General features: G+C 66.7%; 14 protein-coding genes and 1 tRNA gene. 8 read left to right on the forward strand and 7 right to left on the reverse strand.

Going from position 1 to position 16,611, the window contains the following annotated elements; all coding sequences use genetic code 11:
* Window positions 1–217 precede the first annotated feature (217 nt).
* From KUV67_05260 to KUV67_05270, 3 genes are all read right to left on the reverse strand, one after another.
* Window positions 218–1,237, reverse strand: coding sequence for a hypothetical protein (locus tag KUV67_05260; protein ID MBY6204278.1), 1,020 nt, complete (start codon window positions 1,235–1,237; stop codon window positions 218–220).
* Window positions 1,238–2,352: 1,115 nt separating this feature from the next.
* A complete protein-coding gene (gene gap, locus KUV67_05265) occupies window positions 2,353–3,360 on the reverse strand; it encodes a type I glyceraldehyde-3-phosphate dehydrogenase (protein MBY6204279.1) in 1,008 nt (335 codons plus the stop codon).
* 555 nt (window positions 3,361–3,915) lie between these two features.
* Window positions 3,916–5,286: a Do family serine endopeptidase gene (locus tag KUV67_05270; GenBank protein ID MBY6204280.1), complete on the reverse strand. Its 1,371-nt coding sequence runs from the start codon at window positions 5,284–5,286 to the stop codon at window positions 3,916–3,918.
* Window positions 5,287–5,536: 250 nt separating this feature from the next.
* On the opposite strand from KUV67_05270, the gene KUV67_05275 reads away from it, so the two are divergent.
* Window positions 5,537–6,097 carry an HNH endonuclease gene (locus tag KUV67_05275; GenBank protein MBY6204281.1) on the forward strand — a complete coding sequence of 187 codons (561 nt, stop codon included), beginning with the start codon at window positions 5,537–5,539 and terminating at the stop codon, window positions 6,095–6,097.
* 580 nt (window positions 6,098–6,677) lie between these two features.
* Here the strand turns inward: KUV67_05275 and KUV67_05280 are convergent.
* Complete coding sequence (locus KUV67_05280; GenBank protein MBY6204282.1) at window positions 6,678–7,166, reverse strand: GNAT family N-acetyltransferase; 489 nt, start codon at window positions 7,164–7,166, stop codon at window positions 6,678–6,680.
* Between the two features lie 80 nt (window positions 7,167–7,246).
* Between KUV67_05280 and KUV67_05285 the strand changes: the two genes are divergently transcribed.
* Window positions 7,247–7,323: transfer RNA gene (locus KUV67_05285), tRNA-Arg, on the forward strand.
* Between the two features lie 249 nt (window positions 7,324–7,572).
* Here the strand turns inward: KUV67_05285 and KUV67_05290 are convergent.
* Window positions 7,573–9,087 carry an NADP-dependent isocitrate dehydrogenase gene (locus KUV67_05290; GenBank protein MBY6204283.1) on the reverse strand — a complete coding sequence of 505 codons (1,515 nt, stop codon included), beginning with the start codon at window positions 9,085–9,087 and terminating at the stop codon, window positions 7,573–7,575.
* A 251-nt stretch (window positions 9,088–9,338) separates the two neighbouring features.
* Here KUV67_05290 and KUV67_05295 point away from each other — a divergent pair, with 251 nt between their 5' ends.
* From KUV67_05295 to KUV67_05320, 6 genes are all read left to right on the forward strand, one after another.
* Window positions 9,339–10,310 (forward strand): LysR family transcriptional regulator, encoded by a 972-nt coding sequence (locus KUV67_05295; GenBank protein MBY6204284.1) that lies wholly within the window; start codon window positions 9,339–9,341, stop codon window positions 10,308–10,310.
* Between the two features lie 57 nt (window positions 10,311–10,367).
* A complete protein-coding gene (locus KUV67_05300) occupies window positions 10,368–11,468 on the forward strand; it encodes a hypothetical protein (protein ID MBY6204285.1) in 1,101 nt (366 codons plus the stop codon).
* 99 nt (window positions 11,469–11,567) lie between these two features.
* Complete coding sequence (locus KUV67_05305; protein MBY6204286.1) at window positions 11,568–12,218, forward strand: RNA polymerase sigma factor; 651 nt, start codon at window positions 11,568–11,570, stop codon at window positions 12,216–12,218.
* Window positions 12,215–12,589, forward strand: coding sequence for a hypothetical protein (locus KUV67_05310; protein ID MBY6204287.1), 375 nt, complete (start codon window positions 12,215–12,217; stop codon window positions 12,587–12,589). The genes KUV67_05305 and KUV67_05310 overlap by 4 nt, the downstream gene beginning before the upstream one ends.
* The gene (locus tag KUV67_05315; GenBank protein MBY6204288.1) at window positions 12,589–13,326 is read left to right on the forward strand and encodes a DUF3106 domain-containing protein; all 738 of its coding nucleotides are present in this window, start codon (window positions 12,589–12,591) and stop codon (window positions 13,324–13,326) included. The genes KUV67_05310 and KUV67_05315 overlap by 1 nt, the downstream gene beginning before the upstream one ends.
* Before the next feature lie 610 nt (window positions 13,327–13,936).
* Window positions 13,937–14,425, forward strand: a complete 489-nt coding sequence (locus KUV67_05320; protein MBY6204289.1) for a hypothetical protein — start codon at window positions 13,937–13,939, stop codon at window positions 14,423–14,425.
* Window positions 14,426–15,029: 604 nt separating this feature from the next.
* Here KUV67_05320 and KUV67_05325 read toward each other — a convergent pair.
* On the reverse strand, window positions 15,030–15,590 hold the full coding sequence (locus KUV67_05325; protein ID MBY6204290.1) for a M20/M25/M40 family metallo-hydrolase: 561 nt from the start codon (window positions 15,588–15,590) through the stop codon (window positions 15,030–15,032).
* Window positions 15,591–15,659: 69 nt separating this feature from the next.
* Window positions 15,660–16,340 carry an amidohydrolase gene (locus tag KUV67_05330; GenBank protein ID MBY6204291.1) on the reverse strand — a complete coding sequence of 227 codons (681 nt, stop codon included), beginning with the start codon at window positions 16,338–16,340 and terminating at the stop codon, window positions 15,660–15,662.
* Between the last annotated feature and the right edge of the window lie 271 nt (window positions 16,341–16,611).

The following is a 16,611-nucleotide window of genomic DNA, read 5'->3' on the forward strand; positions in this document are numbered from 1 at the left end:
TTCGAGCTCGCTGAGCTGCCAAGCAGCGAGGCAATCGGGTGCAGGACGAGGGGCGGTCTCCGACCTGCCCCTGGAAGGTGACCTCAAGTTCCCTCGGCCATTCCAGTTCGAACACGGGCCGAACGACATCACGGACGATCAAGACGAAACAGAAACGGCGCCCGGTCCGGGCGCCGTCTTGCAGTCACTCGCGGTCTGCTCTGGTTACCGATTCAGCTCATGACCGCGAGCAGCTGATCTGCATGTCTCCATTGGGGAGCTCTCTCCACGTGCACCCCCCGCCAGGTCGCTCTGAAAGGCCCACGGCCCGGATGAAGTCGATAATCGCATCACGCACATCCTGGCCGGCGAACACATAGTCCCCGACGATCGTAGCGACAAGAACCGGGTTCAAGGTCGAATCGACGTCGATGTCGATCGTATTTCCGTCCTCGTCGACCAGATGCACATCCGACCACGAACCGTCCGGATGGTAGACCGCGTTGATGTTCGAGCCATCGGGGTACTGCACCCGGATGGACAGGGGCACCACCCGAATGGTCTCGTTCGCGCCCGACTGACCGCTGATCACCTCGAGAATATTGACTCCGGCACTCGCTCCAACGGATTCGCGCGTCGGGATCATTCCAGCTGCGTGGATGGACGCCGTGACCCCGAAGAAGAAGGAGTTCCCCAACCGACCGTTCCTGATCGCGAAGATCGCGGACGGATAGGCCGGCACTCCTGCATACGCATTCACCGTTGCCGCATCCAGCGTCGCAAACGTAAATTGCGATTTTTCGAGAGCGTCGCGGAACGCGTTCTGCTCCTGCGGCGTAAGCTGCGCTTCGATTACGTGGGTCATCCTCACCAGGCCGGTACCGAAATCCTCCAGGGTCGAAAATCGGTTGAATTTCCGGGTCTGCAGGGACTCTGGATTCGAAACGAAAACCAGCCCGTCACCCCCGCTGGTGTTCACCGCCTCGACCTGGAAGTCGTTGGTCTCCTGGCACTCCGTGCAGATTTTCCACCAAGCTGGATCGGCGAACGAGGAACTCGTCCAGAGCAAGAGCAGAATGAACAGCGAGTTGAGTGGTAAATTTCTGATTGACACAAAAGCCTCCCTACCATTAGTGAAATCTTCAACCAAGACCTTCGCCTCATCGCTGAGCACCAGGTCGCCAACACATGGATAGAATTCAGCCCCAGAAGCGCCAACTCTCCCGAGGAACTGAACCTGCGAAGTTATTTTCCACATTTGGCATCGCAAAGTCAGTAGGAAAACGACCCGAGTTCCTGTAGGAAATCTCCTGATGCCCAATGCCGATTCAAGCGGACGCTCGCAACGCCTTTTTGTTCAGAACGACGGAGACTGGTTGAACGAACACCCGGAAGTCGCTGGGTCCCGCATCAGGTGCGGGACGACGGGAAGGGGTGGCCGAAGGGACCGTGGCTAGGGCGCGGAACGAGTTGCAGCCGGGAGTACGGCGACCCCACAGCGCCACTGCCCCCTCGCCCCGGGCGGAGCGAAGCGACGGCCTGTACTGAACTCGATTCAGTAACCGGGGTCCAGTGACTTTCCAGCACGCGCTGTTCTTTGCGTTTTTTTTGCTCCTTCTCCGCTTCGCGCCCATCATCTAAGGGACCGAAACTAAAGTCGCTGGGTCCCGGCTCTTCGCTGCGCTACGGCCGGGATGACGGAGAAAGGGGAAGTCGCTGGGTGCCGGATCGGGATCGGGACGACGGAACCTCGGTGGCGCCCCCTCCCCGTCGCCCCGGGCGGAGCGAAGCGACGGCCTGTGCTGAACTCGATTCAGCAACCCGGGGTCCAGTGACTTTTCTGGCCCTCTCGTTCGGTTTTCTCTTCGCGCCTTTGCGTCTTCGCGCCCATCATCTAATGAACAGAACCAAAGACACTAGGTCCCAAACCGAGCGGCATCATCGCGAGCTCGCTGAGCTGCGAAGTAGCGATGCCATCGAGTTTGGGACGACGGCGGGTGGAAGTCACTGGATCCCGGGTCAAGCGCGGGATGATAGAACGTGGGGTGCGGGACGGCGGCGGAGGGGAAGTCGCTGGGTCCCGGCTCTTCGGCCGGGATGACAGAGATTGTGGCAGTTCCCTCCCGTATGCTTTTCCTCTGCGGCTCCACGTCTCTGCGAGAGAACGCTCTTGGGGTTCCGCCTTATCAAGTCCTTCGGTTCTCTTTGCGTTTCTTCGCCTCTTCGCGCCTTCGCGTTAATCCTCTAAAGATCGAAACCAAAGACACTGGATCCCAGATCAAGTCCGGGATGACAGGAAAAAAGGCAGACGCCCGGAACGAAAACGGCCCGGACTATGCCGGGCCGTTTCGGAACTTGCGCTGAACTGCTCGATCAGTTCGTCTTCGAGATTGCGAGCGCGGTGTCGAGCATGCGGTTCGAGAAGCCCCACTCGTTGTCGTACCAGCTGAGCACCTTGACCAGCTTGCCGCTGACCTTGGTGAGCGTGGCGTCGAAGACCGAGGAGTGCGGGTTGTGGTTGAAGTCGACGGAGACCAGCGGGTCGACGTTGTAGCCCAGGATGCCCTTGAGCTCGCCCTCGGCCGCGGCCTTGACGGTTTCGTTGACTTCCTCGACGGTGGTCTCGCGGCTGGCCACGAAGCTCAGGTCGACGACCGAGACATTGATCGTCGGCACGCGCATGGCGAAGCCGTCGAGGCGGCCGTCGAGCTCCGGCAGGACCAGGCCGACGGCGGCGGCCGCGCCGGTCTTGGTCGGGATCTGGCTCATGGTCGCGGAGCGGGCGCGGCGCAGGTCCTTGTGGAAGACGTCGGTCAGCACCTGGTCGTTGGTGTAGGCGTGGATCGTCGTCATCAGGCCGGTCTCGAGGCCGATCTTCTCGTGCAGCGGCTTGACCAGCGGGGCCAGGCAGTTGGTGGTGCAGCTGGCGTTGGAGACGACGTCGTCGCCGTCCTTGAGAATGCCGTGGTTCACCCCGTAGACGATCGTCGGCAGGTCCTTGCCGGCCGGGGCGGAGATCACGACCTTGCGCGCGCCCGCCTGCAGGTGGGCCGAGGCCTTGTCCTTGCTGGCGAAGAAGCCGGTCGATTCCAGCACCACGTCGACGCCCATCTCGCCCCAGGGCAGCTTGCTCGGGTCGCGCTCGGCCAGCACCTTGATCCGGTCGCCGTTGACCACCAGCGCGTCGCCTTCGACCTTGACCTCGGCGTTGAACGGGCCGTGCGCGGTGTCGTAGCGGGTCAGGTGGGCATTCGTCTCGGCGTCGCCCAGGTCGTTGATCGCGACGATCTGGATCTCGTCGGTGCGGCCCGACTCGTAGAGTGCGCGCAGCACGTTGCGGCCGATGCGGCCGTAGCCGTTGATGGCAACCTTGATGGTCATTGGGGGTCTCCGGGAAGCGGTAAGTGAGGAATCCGGCGTAGCATTTTACCGGCTCGGGGGCGGCCGGGTGGCCCCGGGGCCGGACTGCGGCTGGCGGATGCCGGCGTCGGGGTACGGATCTTGCGTCGGAGGCGGCGAACGCAGCTTCAAACGCGTTTTCTCGCAGAGACGCCGGGGCGCGGAGGAAAGGCGGAAACCCGGACCCGTAAAATCGCTGGATCCCGGCTCAAGGCCGGGACGACGGGGGCGGGGAAGACACTGGGTCCCAAACCGAGCGGCATCATCGCGAGCTCGCTGAGCTGCGAAGCAGCGATGCCATCGAGTTTGGGACGACGGCGGGGTGGAAGTCGCTGGATCCCGCATCAAGTGCGGGACGACGGGGATGAAGCCTGTGGGAGCCTGCCTGCAGGCGAATGGACTGTCCTGCGCAAAGTTCGCGGGCAAGGCCCGCTCCCACAGACAGGTTGTTTCCCGCTTTCGCCTTCCCTCTGCGCCTTCGCGTCTTCGCGAGAGAACGCTTTTCGCCTTTCGCTTTCCGGCTCTACTGCGCCAGGCTCATTCGCCGTCGAACACGACCAGGTAGGCCACGCCCCGGCGGCGGATTTCCAGGGCGAGTTCCTCGTCGCGGCCGATCGGGAACATTCGCCGGAATTCGCCGAGGTTGCGGACCACTTCGCGATTCACGGCGACGATCAGGTCGCCTTCGCGCAGGCCGGCGCGCCAGGCCGGGGTGTTGCGGCGGACGTCCTCGACGACCACGCCGCGCACGCGGACACGCTCGGGCACGCGGACCAGCGCCACGCCGTCGAGGCGGTCGTCGAGGCGCTGGCCGGAGATGCGCGCGTCCAGGTCCTCGACGATGGCCAGGCGCGTGCTGCGCTCGCGGCCGTTGCGCCAGAAGTCCAGCACCACTGTGCGGCCCACGCCCAGCAGGCCCTCGACGTTGCGCAGCACCTGCACGGAACCGATCGGACGCTGGTCCAGGCGCACGATCACGTCGCCGGGCTCCAGGCCGGCCTCGTCGGCGGCCGAGTCCTCGTCGACCCGGGTGACGACCACGCCGGTCACGTCGTCGGCATCGAGCGCCTCGCGCAGTTCGCTGGTGAAGTCCTGCACCTCGACGCCCAGGCTGCCGCGCCGCACCTCGCCGTATTCGATCAGCTGCTCCATCACGTACTCGGCGGTGCTGGCGGGGATGGCGAAGCCGATGCCCACGTTGCCGCCCGAGGGCGTGAAGATCGCGGTGTTGATGCCGACCAGCTCGCCTCGGAGGTTGATCAGCGCGCCGCCGGAATTGCCCGGGTTGATCGAGGCGTCGGTCTGGATGAAGTTCTGGTATTCGAGCCCGCGCAGGCCGCTGCGGCCGAGCGCGGAAACGATGCCCGAGGTCACGGTCTGGCCCAGGCCGAAGGGGTTGCCGACGGCGACCACGAAATCGCCGACGCGCAGCTGGTCGGAGTCGAACAGAGGCAGCTCGGACAGGTCGTCGGCCTCGACCCGCACCACGGCCAGGTCCGTGTCCTTGTCGGCGCCGATGAACTCGGCACGTAGTTCGCGGCCGTCGTTCAGGGTCACGGTGATGTCGTCGGCGTCGTCGATGACGTGGTTGTTGGTCAGGATCAACCCGGCCTCGGCATCCACGACCACGCCCGAGCCGAGCGACCGCTGAACCCGTTCGCGCGGCACGCTGGGCATGTCGAAGAAGCGGCGGAAGAAGGGGTCGTTGAACAGGCGGCTCTGGCGCACCTGGACCCGCGTGGCCGTCGAGATATTGACCACCGCGGGGGTGACCTCGTCGAGGATCGGCGCCAGCGACGGCAGGGGCTCGCCGTCCACGGCGGCCGGCAGCGCAGCGCGCGCGGGCAGGCCGAACAGCACCAGTAGCAGGGCGGAAAGCAGGGCCGGCAGGCGGGCGTTGGAATGCATGTCGGGTCGGTCCTCGCGGATGGGTTCGTCTACGGCTCGAATCGGCAGCCTGCGTCCTTGGATACGGTCGGGCGCTTCGAGTTTCAACGAATCGTCATCGAACGGGGCTTGCAAATGTCCGCGGAATAAGGCAAATATAGCCACAGGCTTGTTCACGGTGCCACAACATGTGGTGGACACACGGAACGTTAGGCCCAAGATGTTGAACCTCACGCAACAGGTTCTGAGGACCGACGTCGCGGGCATGCCGCTGGAGTGGATCGGCTATCAGGATGCGGTCAAGCTGATCTGTCTCGAGCAGGTGAGCTATGCGCTCGGCTCGGTGCTGTACAAGCTCCACGGCGGCATCAACGCCATCACCGGCCGCCGCACCGAGATCCCGGTCAACGCCATCCTCGCCACCCACGGCGCCCACCCCGCCGGCAAGAACTTCTACCACCGCTACACCCCGCCGCTTTCGAACCGCGCGCTGTTCCGCCGCGACCAGAACCTCTGCCTGTACTGCGGCGACAAGTTTCCCGACTTCATGCTCTCGCGCGATCACGTGAAGCCGCTGGCCCAGAAGGGCGAGGACACCTGGGCCAATGTCGTGACCGCGTGCAAGCGCTGCAACAACCACAAGGGCTCGCTGACACCGGAGCAGGCCGGGATGCAGCTGCTGGCCATCCCCTTCGTACCGACCCACGCCGAGTACGTCTACCTGCAGGGCCGCCGCATCCTGGCCGACCAGATGGACTTCCTCGTCCAGCATTTCCCCCGCAACAGCGTCCTGCGCCGCCGGCTCGAGGGCGGCGAAGCGCTGCTGGCCTGAAGCCGGAACCGGAGAGGCGAAAGGCGAAAGGCAATTTCTCGCAGAGGCGCGGACCCGCAGGGGAAAAACCTGAAGCCAGAAACAGATCGTCTGTGGGAGCGGGCCTTGCCCGCGAACGTTGCTCAGGGCAATCCAATCGCCTGCAGGCAGGCTCCCACAGGCTTCATACCCGTCGTCCCGAACTCGATTTGGGACCCAGTGTCTTTCAACCGACGTCGTCCAAATCTCGATGGCCTCGCTGCTTCGCAGCTCAGCGAGCTCGCGATGATGCCGCTCGGTTTAGGACCCGGTGACTTCCACCCCGCCGTCGTCCCAAACTGGATTTGGGACCCAGTGACTTCCTCCCCGCCGTCGTCCCAAACTTGATTTGGGACCCAGTGTCTTTGGTTTTGATCTTCCACTGATGGACGCGAAGCCGCGAAGAGAACGGAGAGATTCGGTGGAAAAGAAAAGTCGCTGGGCCCCGGCTCGGGGGCCGGGGCGACGAGACGGGGGGGGGATGACCCGCCCGTTGGAGGGCGCTTGCGCGTGAAGCTCTGGATCCGGCGATCGACCCTCGCGCGGCCCCGGCGGACCGGCGCTATCCGGCCAGCCGATCCAGCGCCGCCTGGTCGAGGCGGTAGACGGTCCATTCGGACTGCGGGCGGGCGCCGAGCGATCGATAGAAGTCGATGGCGGTGCGGTTCCAGTCGAGCACGCTCCACTCCATCCGCGCGCAACCGCGTTCGTGGGCGATGCCGACCAGGTGGAGCAGCAGCGCCTTGCCGATGCCCTCGCCGCGCAGGGCCTCGCGCACGAACAGGTCCTCCAGGTAGAGCCCCGGCTTGCCGGTCCAGGTCGAGTAGTTGTGGAAGAACAGGGCGAAGCCGGCCGGCTCGCCCGCGTGTTCGGCGATGACCGCCTCGGCCTTCGGATCGGCTCCGAACAGGCCGTCGTGCAGCAGGTCGGGCGTGGCCTTGGCGGCGTCCGGCTCCTTCTCGTAGACGGCCAGCTCGCGGATCAATTCCAGCAGCAGCCCGATGTCGGCGGGGGTCGCGGCCCTCAGGGTGGTCGTTTGGGTGTCGGACATGGCAGGAGCGCTCGGCGGGTCGAGCCGGCAGGATATCGCACGTGGACCTCGGTCCGATCTCGGGTACAATACGCGGCTACGCGCCTGTAGCTCAGCTGGATAGAGTGCTGCCCTCCGAAGGCAGAGGTCGCAGGTTCGACTCCTGCCAGGCGCGCCAGACCCTGCAAGGCCACCGCCGGGCTTCCCGCGGTGGCCTTTTTCGTTCTCCGATGCCGTTTGCTCCCGCGCATCCGGCGCCGCTACCCGGTGGCAGGCCTGTGGGAGTGAGCTTGCGAGCGAATCGATTCAACACCCCCTGGGCCCAGTCCCTTGGGCCTGTGTGTGCCTGCCTGCAGGCGAGGGCTCTGGCGACATTCTCGGCATTCGCTCGCAAGCTCGCTCCCACAGGGGAATCTGGCCGCTGTGCCTACTCCCCCTGGCCCATCGAGTAACCACGTTCGCCGTCGAAGGTGTAGAGGTTCTCGGTCTTGATGAAGTCCAGGCCGGCGGCTTCGAACTTCGCCAGCAGGTCGAGGATCTCGCGGTGGCCCACGCCGTCGCCGTCCGGCGTGCGGAAGCGGCAGCGCCAGTGGTCCGTGCAGCGCGTTTCGGGAATGCCGTCCGGGTAGACCTTGACCCCGCGATTGGTGACGATCACCAGATCGAACGCGGTGCCTTCGGCCAGCGTTTCGAGCCGACGACCGAGCACGTCCGGGTTGCGGTCGTTGGTGTCCCAGTCCAGGAACACGTCGACGCCGTGCAGCACCTTGTCGGGGCGTGCCTCCGCGCGCGGCCAGCTGTCCTCGGCCCGCGGCAGCGCGCCCTGCGTGGCGCCCTTCCCTTTCCGCACGTCGCCGTCGGGACGCGTGCCGAGTCGGTCGATCACCGCCTCGCCGAACGCCCGGGTGCCGAGCTTGCGCCGGCTGCGGCCTTCGCGGTACAGGTCGGCGGTGTGCAGGCCGTCGGCCAGGGTGGCCAGCCATGCGTTGTGGATGGTCTCGGCGGTCGAGGTGTCGCCGAGGTAGCGCAGCATCTCGATCGCGGCCAGCAGCAGGCCCGACGGGTTGGCGACGTCCTGGCCGGCGATGTCCGGCGCCGAACCGTGCACGGCCTCGAACATCGCGAAGCCCTCGCCGATGTTGGCCGAACCGCCGAGGCCCACGGAGCCGGTGATCTGCGCGGCGACGTCGGAGACGATGTCGCCGTAGAGGTTCGGCGCGACGACCACGTCGAACATCTCCGGCCGGTCGGCCAGCAGGGCGGTGCCGATGTCGATGATCATGTGCTTCGCGTCGATACCGGGATAGTCGGCGGCGATCCGGTCGAAGGTGCGATGGAACAGACCATCGGTGACCTTCATGATGTTGTCCTTGGTCAGGCAGTGGACCGTGTCGCGACCCTGCGACTTCGCCAGCTCGAAGGCATAGCGGATCAGCCGCTCGCTGCCCGGTTCGGAAATCAGCTTGAGGCACTGGGTGACTTCCGGCGTCTGGCGGTGCTCGATGCCGGCGTAGGTGTCTTCCTCGTTCTCGCGAACGATCACCAGGTCCATGTCCGGGTGCCGCGTGTCGACCCAGGGGTGCCAGGCGCGGCAGGGGCGGACGTTGGCGAACAGGCCCAGCGCCTTGCGCAGGGTCACGTTCAGGCTCTTGTAGCCGCCGCCCTGGGGCGTGGTGATCGGCCCCTTCAGCAGCACGCGATGCTCGCGGATGGCGTCCCAGGCGTCCTGCGGAATGCCCGAGGTCACGCCGTCGAGGAAGCACTGCTCCCCGACCGTGATCGGCTGGAACGCGACGCGCGCACCGGCCGCGTCGAGCACGGCGCACACCGCCGCGGTGATCTCGGGCCCGATGCCGTCGCCCTCGGCCAGGGCGACCGGGATGCGCTCGGCGTTGGTGCCCGGGGCGCGGGTGGCCCGGGACTCGCTCATGCGTGCTGACATGGAATGATCCTCTGGTTCGTAGCGGAGCCTGGTTCGATGCACCGGTTCGATGCGCTCGTTCGATGCGCTCGTTCGATGCGCTCGTTCGATGCAACCGTCCGCGTGATCCGTCCCTTGTAGCCGAGCCGACCCGAACGCAGGCTGAACGGGCCGGGATTCTAGGAAATGGGGAATGTAGGGTAAAGTGAAGATGTTTTCCCCTATGCATAGATTTTTATCTATGTTCGATCGCACCTGCCGGGAGGCCCGCCGTGCGCGTCACGTTCCACCAGCTGCACATCCTGCGCACCGTCGCCGAGCAGGGTTCGATCGCCGCGGCCGCGCGCAAGCTTCACCTGACCGCGCCGACCCTGTCGGTCCAGCTGCGCCAGTTGACCGAGCAGTTGGGGTTGCCGCTGTACCAGGTGGTCGGCCGCAAGCTCCGGCTCACCGGCGCCGGCCGGGACGCGGTCGAAGCGGCGCGCCGGATCGACGACGAACTGCGACGGCTGGAGCAACGGCTCGCCGCGCGGGGCGGCATCGAGCGCGGCCGGCTCCGGATCGCGGCGGTATCGACCGCCGAGTACATGCTTCCCGGCCTGCTGGGCAGGTTCCGCCAGGCCCATCCCGGCATCGAGGCCAGCCTGCGCATCCTGCCTCGCGACCGGCTGCTCGAGCGGCTGGACCAGGGCCTGGACGACGGCTACCTGATGACCCGGCCGCCGACCGATCGCGACGTGCGCACCGAGCGAATCGGCGCCAACCCCCTGGTGATGATCGCCGCACCGGACCACCCGTGGACGCGCCGCCGGCGAATCGACTTCCGCGACGTCGCGGGCGCCCGCTTCGTGGTCCGCGAGCAGGGCTCGGGCACGCGCCTGTGGACCGAGGAATGGCTGGCCCGCTTCGAGGCCGAACTCGCGCCCGAACTCGAACTGGGCAGCAACGAGGCGATCAAGCACGCCGTTCGTGCCGGCCACGGCCTGGCCGTGATCTCCCTGCATGCGGTCCGCCTCGAACTCGAGGCCGGCCTCCTGGCGCTTCCCGCGGTCCCGCATTTTCCGGCGCCGGTGCACTGGCACCTGGTCCAGCGCAGCGACACGGCCGCCACGCCCGCCGCCGAGGCCTTCCGGTCCCACCTGCGCACCGAAATGCCGGCCCTGGACGAGGAACTCCGCGCCCTGCTCGTCGAGCACCTGGGCCGGACCACGGTCGATCGCCAGAACCTGTTCGGATCCGAATAGCGCCTTGCCAACCGGTATAGTGGCTCCAGGGACGCCAATGAACCGGAGGGACACCGCATGAAGACCGACTTCGTACTTTCGCTCGGCCTTGCCACGAGCATCGCAATGGGGCTGGCCAGCAGCGGTGCAGTCGCCCAGAGCCCGACCGACCTGGAGGCCGCCGGCCTCGAGCACGCCACGCCCTCGACCACGCCGAATGAACCCGCGGTGCGCGGTGCCCAGCGCGGCACGCTGCTCGACCAGGGCGTATTGCTGGTGCCCGAGTCGACCAACGACCGCGTGATGGCCTTCGACCCGTTCGACGGCACGCTGATCGATGCCGACTTCATCCCGGCCGACCCGACCAACCTGTCGACCCCGATCGAGGTGTTGCTGAACGACGCCCAGGACACCTTCCTGGTCAGCGACCAGCTCGAGGACGGCGTGTTCGCCTACGACCTGACCGGTGCACCGCTGGGCCTGTTCGCGCCGGCCGGCGGCATCGACAACTCGATCCTCGACAACGTGCGCGGGATGGAGATCGACCCGGCCAACGGCAATCTGCTGGTCTCGACAGCCAGCGGCGCCAACGCCGACGCGATCGCCGAGTTCGATCCGGCGGGCAACTCGATCGGCAACCGCGTCGCTCCCGCCGCCGGCGGCATGGACAGCCCCTTCGACGTGCTGATCGAGGGCTCGACGATCTTCGCGCCCTCGATCACCAGCGACGCGATCCACGAGTTCGACCTGGCCGGCAGCTACCTCGGCGATTTCGCCCCGGTCGACACCTTTCCCGAGCAGATGGCACCGCGCGCCGGCGGCGGCTACTTCGTTGCCAACTTCAGCGGCGGCCAGGAAGGCATCATCGAGTTCGACGCCGCCGGCACGGTGCTGAACGTGCTCGACGACCCGACGCTGGGCGGCTACCGCGGCGTGTACGAACTGGGCAACGGCAACCTGCTGGTCACCAACGGCGGCGGCGTGCACGAGATGGACCGCACCGGCACCCTGGTCGAGACCGAGATCGGGAGCGTCAGCGCACGCTTCATCAGCTTCGTCCAGCGCGGCCAGGTGCTGCCGGAAGCCACCGAGGTGCCGACCTTGAGCCGCGCAGGCCTGCTGGCGATGCTGGCGCTGGTCGCCGGCCTCGGCGTGCTGGTGCTCCGCCGCGCCGGCTGAGCCGGACCGCATGAGCGACTCTGCGCGCGCGCCCGGCCCTGCCGGGCGCGTTCGGTTTCGGGCCGCGTCAACCCCGGCCGCGTCAACCAATCCGGCCCGATGAGCGTTGACGACCGCATGAACAACGAACTCGCACTGGCCGACGGGGCGTCGATGGCGGGCGAGCGCGCGGCAACGCCCACCGATGATGCGAACGCGGAGGCACACTCGGGGGTTCAGTCGCTGGACGCCTTCCTGCACGAGGTCCAGGCGCGTGCGGTCGTCATCGCCCGGCTGGCGCTGGGCAACGAGGCCGACGCGCTGGACGCGGTGCAGGACGCGATGATCGCCTTCGTCCGCCGCTATTCCGATCGCCCCGCCGAGGAACGCCGACCGCTGTTCCATCGGATCCTCGACAACCGGATCATCGACGTCCACCGGACCCGCACGCGACGCGGCAAGTGGTGGTGGTCGAGCAGGAAGGTCGACGAGGACGGCGACACGCTGGATCCCGTCGACCGCGCCACGGCCGATCCGGCGGTGGCGCCGAGCCCGGAGGCGCACGCGGTGCACGAACAGTTCGCCGGGCGGCTCGATCGAGCCCTGGCCGCACTGCCGCATCGCCAGCGCCAGGTGTTCCTGCTGCGCGCCTGGGAGGGCCTGGACGTGCGTGAGACCGCCGAAGCGCTCGGCGTGACGGCAGGATCGATCAAGACGCATTATTTCCGCGCGCAGGCGAAACTGCGCGAACTGCTGGAGAACGAGCAATGAACGACCGTCCGCGACACGCCGATGACTGGACCGATTCGATCCGGACGAGCCTGGACCGGGAGGCCGCCGACGTGGCCGATCGGCACGCGGATCGACTGGCCGCGGCGCACCAGGCCGCGCTCCGGGCTCGCCCGCAAGCCCCGTCGGCCGCCCGGGCGCGATGGACCACGATGCTACCGATCGCGGCCAGCGTCGCGGTCGTCGCCCTGGCCGCCGTGCTGCTGAGCTCGAGCCCGGATCGTCCGGCGCCGATGCCGGAAACCACCGACCTCGAATTGCTGGCATCCGACGAGTTCGAACTGCTCGGCGACGATCTCGAGTTCTACGCCTGGCTGGCGACCCAGGACGCCGGCGAGCCGGAGCAGTCGTGATGAAGACAAGGACGATTTCCCGCCCCCGCGTGACCACTCGACGCGCCGATCCAGCGCCCGAGGTCCGGCTCCTGGCGCGACTCGGCGCCGGGCTGATGCTGGCTGCCTTCGTGGCCACGATCGTGCTTGCATCGCCGCTGGCTTCGGCGCAGGAGTGGAAGGACCTGGATGAAGGCCAGCAGGCGCTGCTCGCGCCGTGGTCGGACCGCTGGAACGACCTGCCCGACGAGAAGAAGGCCGAACTGCTGGACAACGCCGAACGCTGGGCCTCGATGACGTCGGAAGAGCGCGACGCGGTCCGCCGGCGACTCGAGCGCTGGCAGGCGATGAGCCCGGAAGAGCGGGAGCAGGCGCGCGAGCGCGCCGAGCGGCTTCGCGCGATGGGGCCGGAGCAGCAGCAGCGCCTGCGCGAGGCCCGGCGACGCCTGGAATCGCTTCCGCCGGAGCAGCGCGCGGCCCTGCGCGATCGCTGGGAGCGCATGGACGCCGAGCAGCGGCGAGCCTTTCTCCTCGGCATGCAGGCCGAACGGCGCGCCGGCGAACGACAGTGGCAGCGCCTCCTCACCGCCGGCGAGCGGCTCGAGTTGCGCGACCTCTGGGAATCGCTGGACCGGCGCGACCGTCGTCGCCTGATGCTGCGCATGCGCGACCTCGGCGATCCGGAACGCGCCGCCCTGGCGCGCGCCCTGATCAACGCCGATCCCGACGAGCGCGCCGCGCTGATCCGCGGCGAATGAGCCCCGCCCTTCGCGAGCGAGGCTCGCTCCTACAGGCGATAGGTCTGCCGTTGCAGTCTCTCATCGCCATTCGCCCGCAAGCAGCCTCCAACAGGCAGACGATCATCCACCCCGTCGCCCCGGCCTTGAGCCGGGGCCCAGCGACTTTCCCTTGCTGCAAGGCTCTTCGCTATTCTCTTCGCGCCTTCGCGCTCATCGTCCAGTGAACGTCACCCAAAGACACTGGGTCCCGAACCGAGCGGAATCATCGCGAGCTCGCTGAGCTGCGAAGCAGCGATGCCATCAAGTTTGGGACGACGGTGACGGAAGCAGTTCCTGCGGGAGGGCGCTCGCGCGCGAACCCGCCGCCGGATTCCCACACCCTGTAGGAGCCTGCCTTGCAGGCGAAAGGTTCAGCGAATTCCCGCCCTTCGCGAGCGAGGCTAGCTCCTACAGGTAGGAGCTGCCGCTTGCGCGCGAACCCCGCCGCAGACCGGAGCGATGAACCGGATCCCCCACCCCTGCCTGTCAACCGATCGGCTCGACCCCGCGTTGATGCAGGTGACGCGGTTGCCCCCGCGTCGAAGCACCCAACCGGATGACCACCAAACCAACGCACAAGGAGTTTCCGATGAACCGCTTTTCCCGACCGATGCTGCTCGCCTTCCTTCTCGCTGTCGCCGCCAATGCGCAGGCGGCCGTCGACGTTCAGCGCGACGTGACCCTGACCGACGACGCCGGCGGCACGCTGGTGATCACGACCCAGGGCACGCTGGAGATCGGCGGCAGCGAGAGCCTGACCACCGCCGAATTCGACGGCTTCCAGCCGAACGCCGACGGCCGCACGATCAACGGCCAGATGGTCCGAAGCCGCTACCGCGATCTCGATGAACTGGTCACGACCTACGACGGCCTGCTCGAGTCCGAGAGCACCGACGCCGACGGCAACCCGGTGATCAACACGCTGGTGCTGGAGAACCTCCAGGTCCGGCGCGACGGCGACGGCCCGGAGTTCAGTGGCCAGGTGACCTGGAACGGCGAGACCGTGGATGCGGCCGAGCTGCCGCCGCAGGCGATCTACATCCTGCGCCGCGCGCTGCGCTTCTTCCGCTTCGCCTGAGTGTCTTCAGGAGACCGCGAAACGACGGGCGCCCTCGGGCGCCCGTTCTGCTTTTGTCACCATAAGGCGGCCGAGAAACAAGGGGTTGTTCGGACGAGAACAAAAAGGGGTTTTCTCGCAGAGGCGCAAAGCCGCAGAGAACTGCAATTACATTAATCAATCGCCGGTACCGTGAATCGAAACGCCAATCGGCACCGACCCCCTCCGCGCCTGGAGCCTTTCGTTTCCAGGACTTTCCTCCGCGTTTCTGCGTCTCTGCGAGATAGCGCTTTTCCGTTCTGGCTTGATTCTGCTGCTCTTCGCGGTTCTTCGCCCCTCCGCGCCGTTGCATGCATCCCCTAAAAAGGCGAAAACAAAGACACTGGGTCCCAAATCAAGTTTGGGACGACGGGCAGAGGGCCTGTGGGAGGCTGCCTGCAGGCGAACGAGCTACCTAGGGTGAAGTTCGCGGACAAGGTCGCTTCCTACAGACAATCCCCTTCTCGCCTTCGCTTTTCCTCTGCGACTTCGCGTCCCTGCGAGAAAAACGCTTTTCCAATTCGCCCCGAAGCCTGAAAGGGCGACCTGCACGAGCCTGACAGCCCCCCCGACATCCGGTGACAGCTCAGTCTTCGGCGGCCAGCATGTAGTCGATGGCCAGGTTGGCCAGGGCGCGGACGCCGGTCTTCATCGCCGATTCCTCGATCTGGAAATCGGGCGTATGGTGCGGCGCGACTTCGTTGGGCGCGAGGTGACTCGGCGCGCCGCCGATCATCAGGAACAGGCCCGGCACCTCCCGCGCGTAGAAGGAAAAGTCCTCGGCACCGGTGATGGCGTCGACGACGCGAACCCGGTCGCCGCCGACCCGGTCGAGCGTCGGCCGCATGGCCTCGGTCAGCGCCGGGTCGTTGACGGTCACCGGATAGCCGCGCTCGATGTCGACCTCGGCGGTGGCCCCGAAACTCAGCGCGATGTGTTCGACGGTGCGACGGATGTCGGCGTGGATCTTCTCCTGCATGCCCGTGTCCAGCGTGCGGATCGTGCCGATGAGTTCGGCCGACTCGGGGATGATGTTGTTGCGAACGCCGGCCCGGACGCGACCGACGGAGATCACCGCCGCTTCGTTGGTCAGCTCGGTCTGTCGGCTGACGATCAGGTTCAGGCCGATCACCACCTGCGCGGCCACGGCGATCGGGTCGACCCCGGTCCACGGCGTCGACCCGTGGGTCTGCTTCCCGTTGATCGTGATCGTGAACTAGTCGGAGGCGGCCAGCATGCCGCCGGGCCGGTAGCCGATCATGCCGGCCGGCGCGGGCGACCAGATGTGCTGGCCGAACACCACCTCGATGTCCGGATCGTTCATCACGCCTTCGGCCACCATCAACTCGGCACCGCCCTCCTCACCGGGCGGCGTGCCCTCCTCGGCCGGCTGGAAGATGAACTTGATCGTGCCGGGCAGCTCTTCGCGGCGCGCCGCCATCATCTCGGCCACACCCATCAGCATGGCCATGTGGGTGTCATGGCCGCAGGCATGCGACACCGGCACCTCCTCGCCGAGGTACTCGCCGGTCACGTCGGGCGAAAACGGCAGACCGACCCGCGACGGCACGGGCAGCCCGTCCATGTCGGCGCGCAATCCGACGACCGGGCCCGGCTGTCCGCCGCGCAGCACCCCGACCACGCCGGTGTGGGCAACGCCGGTGGTGACCTCCATGTCCAGCTCGCGCAGGAACTCGGCGATGTAGGCAGACGTCTCGAATTCCCGGTTCGACAGCTCGGGGTTGCGGTGGAAGTGGCGACGCCACTCGACAACGTCGTCGTAGAGCCGCTCGGTCTCGGCGTCGATGTACGCGTGCCAGTCGTCGGCATCGGCAGCAAGCGCGTGGCTCGCGAGGACCAGCAGTGAGAGCGTAAGCAGGGACGGGAGTCGACGCATGGGAATCCTTTCCGGAACGAGAAACCAGGCGGCATTGTGGGGCACGGGAGTTTCTGCGGCAACTTGGCGTGACCGGGTGCCGGGGCCGTTACTCGCAGATGAGGGGCGCGAAGAGGAGAAGGAGCGAAGGGCGCAAGATGATCTTCGCTGGAAACCCGAAAAGCGTTTTCTCGCAGAGGCGCAGAGCCGCAGAGAAAGCCCGATGAGAAAGCGATCGGTCAAACCCTTTAACGAGTGAACGGGACAATACTAGCTTCGAACGGCGTCCTCG

The organism is Halomonas denitrificans (assembly GCA_019800895.1).
Lineage (GTDB): Bacteria > Pseudomonadota > Gammaproteobacteria > Xanthomonadales > Wenzhouxiangellaceae.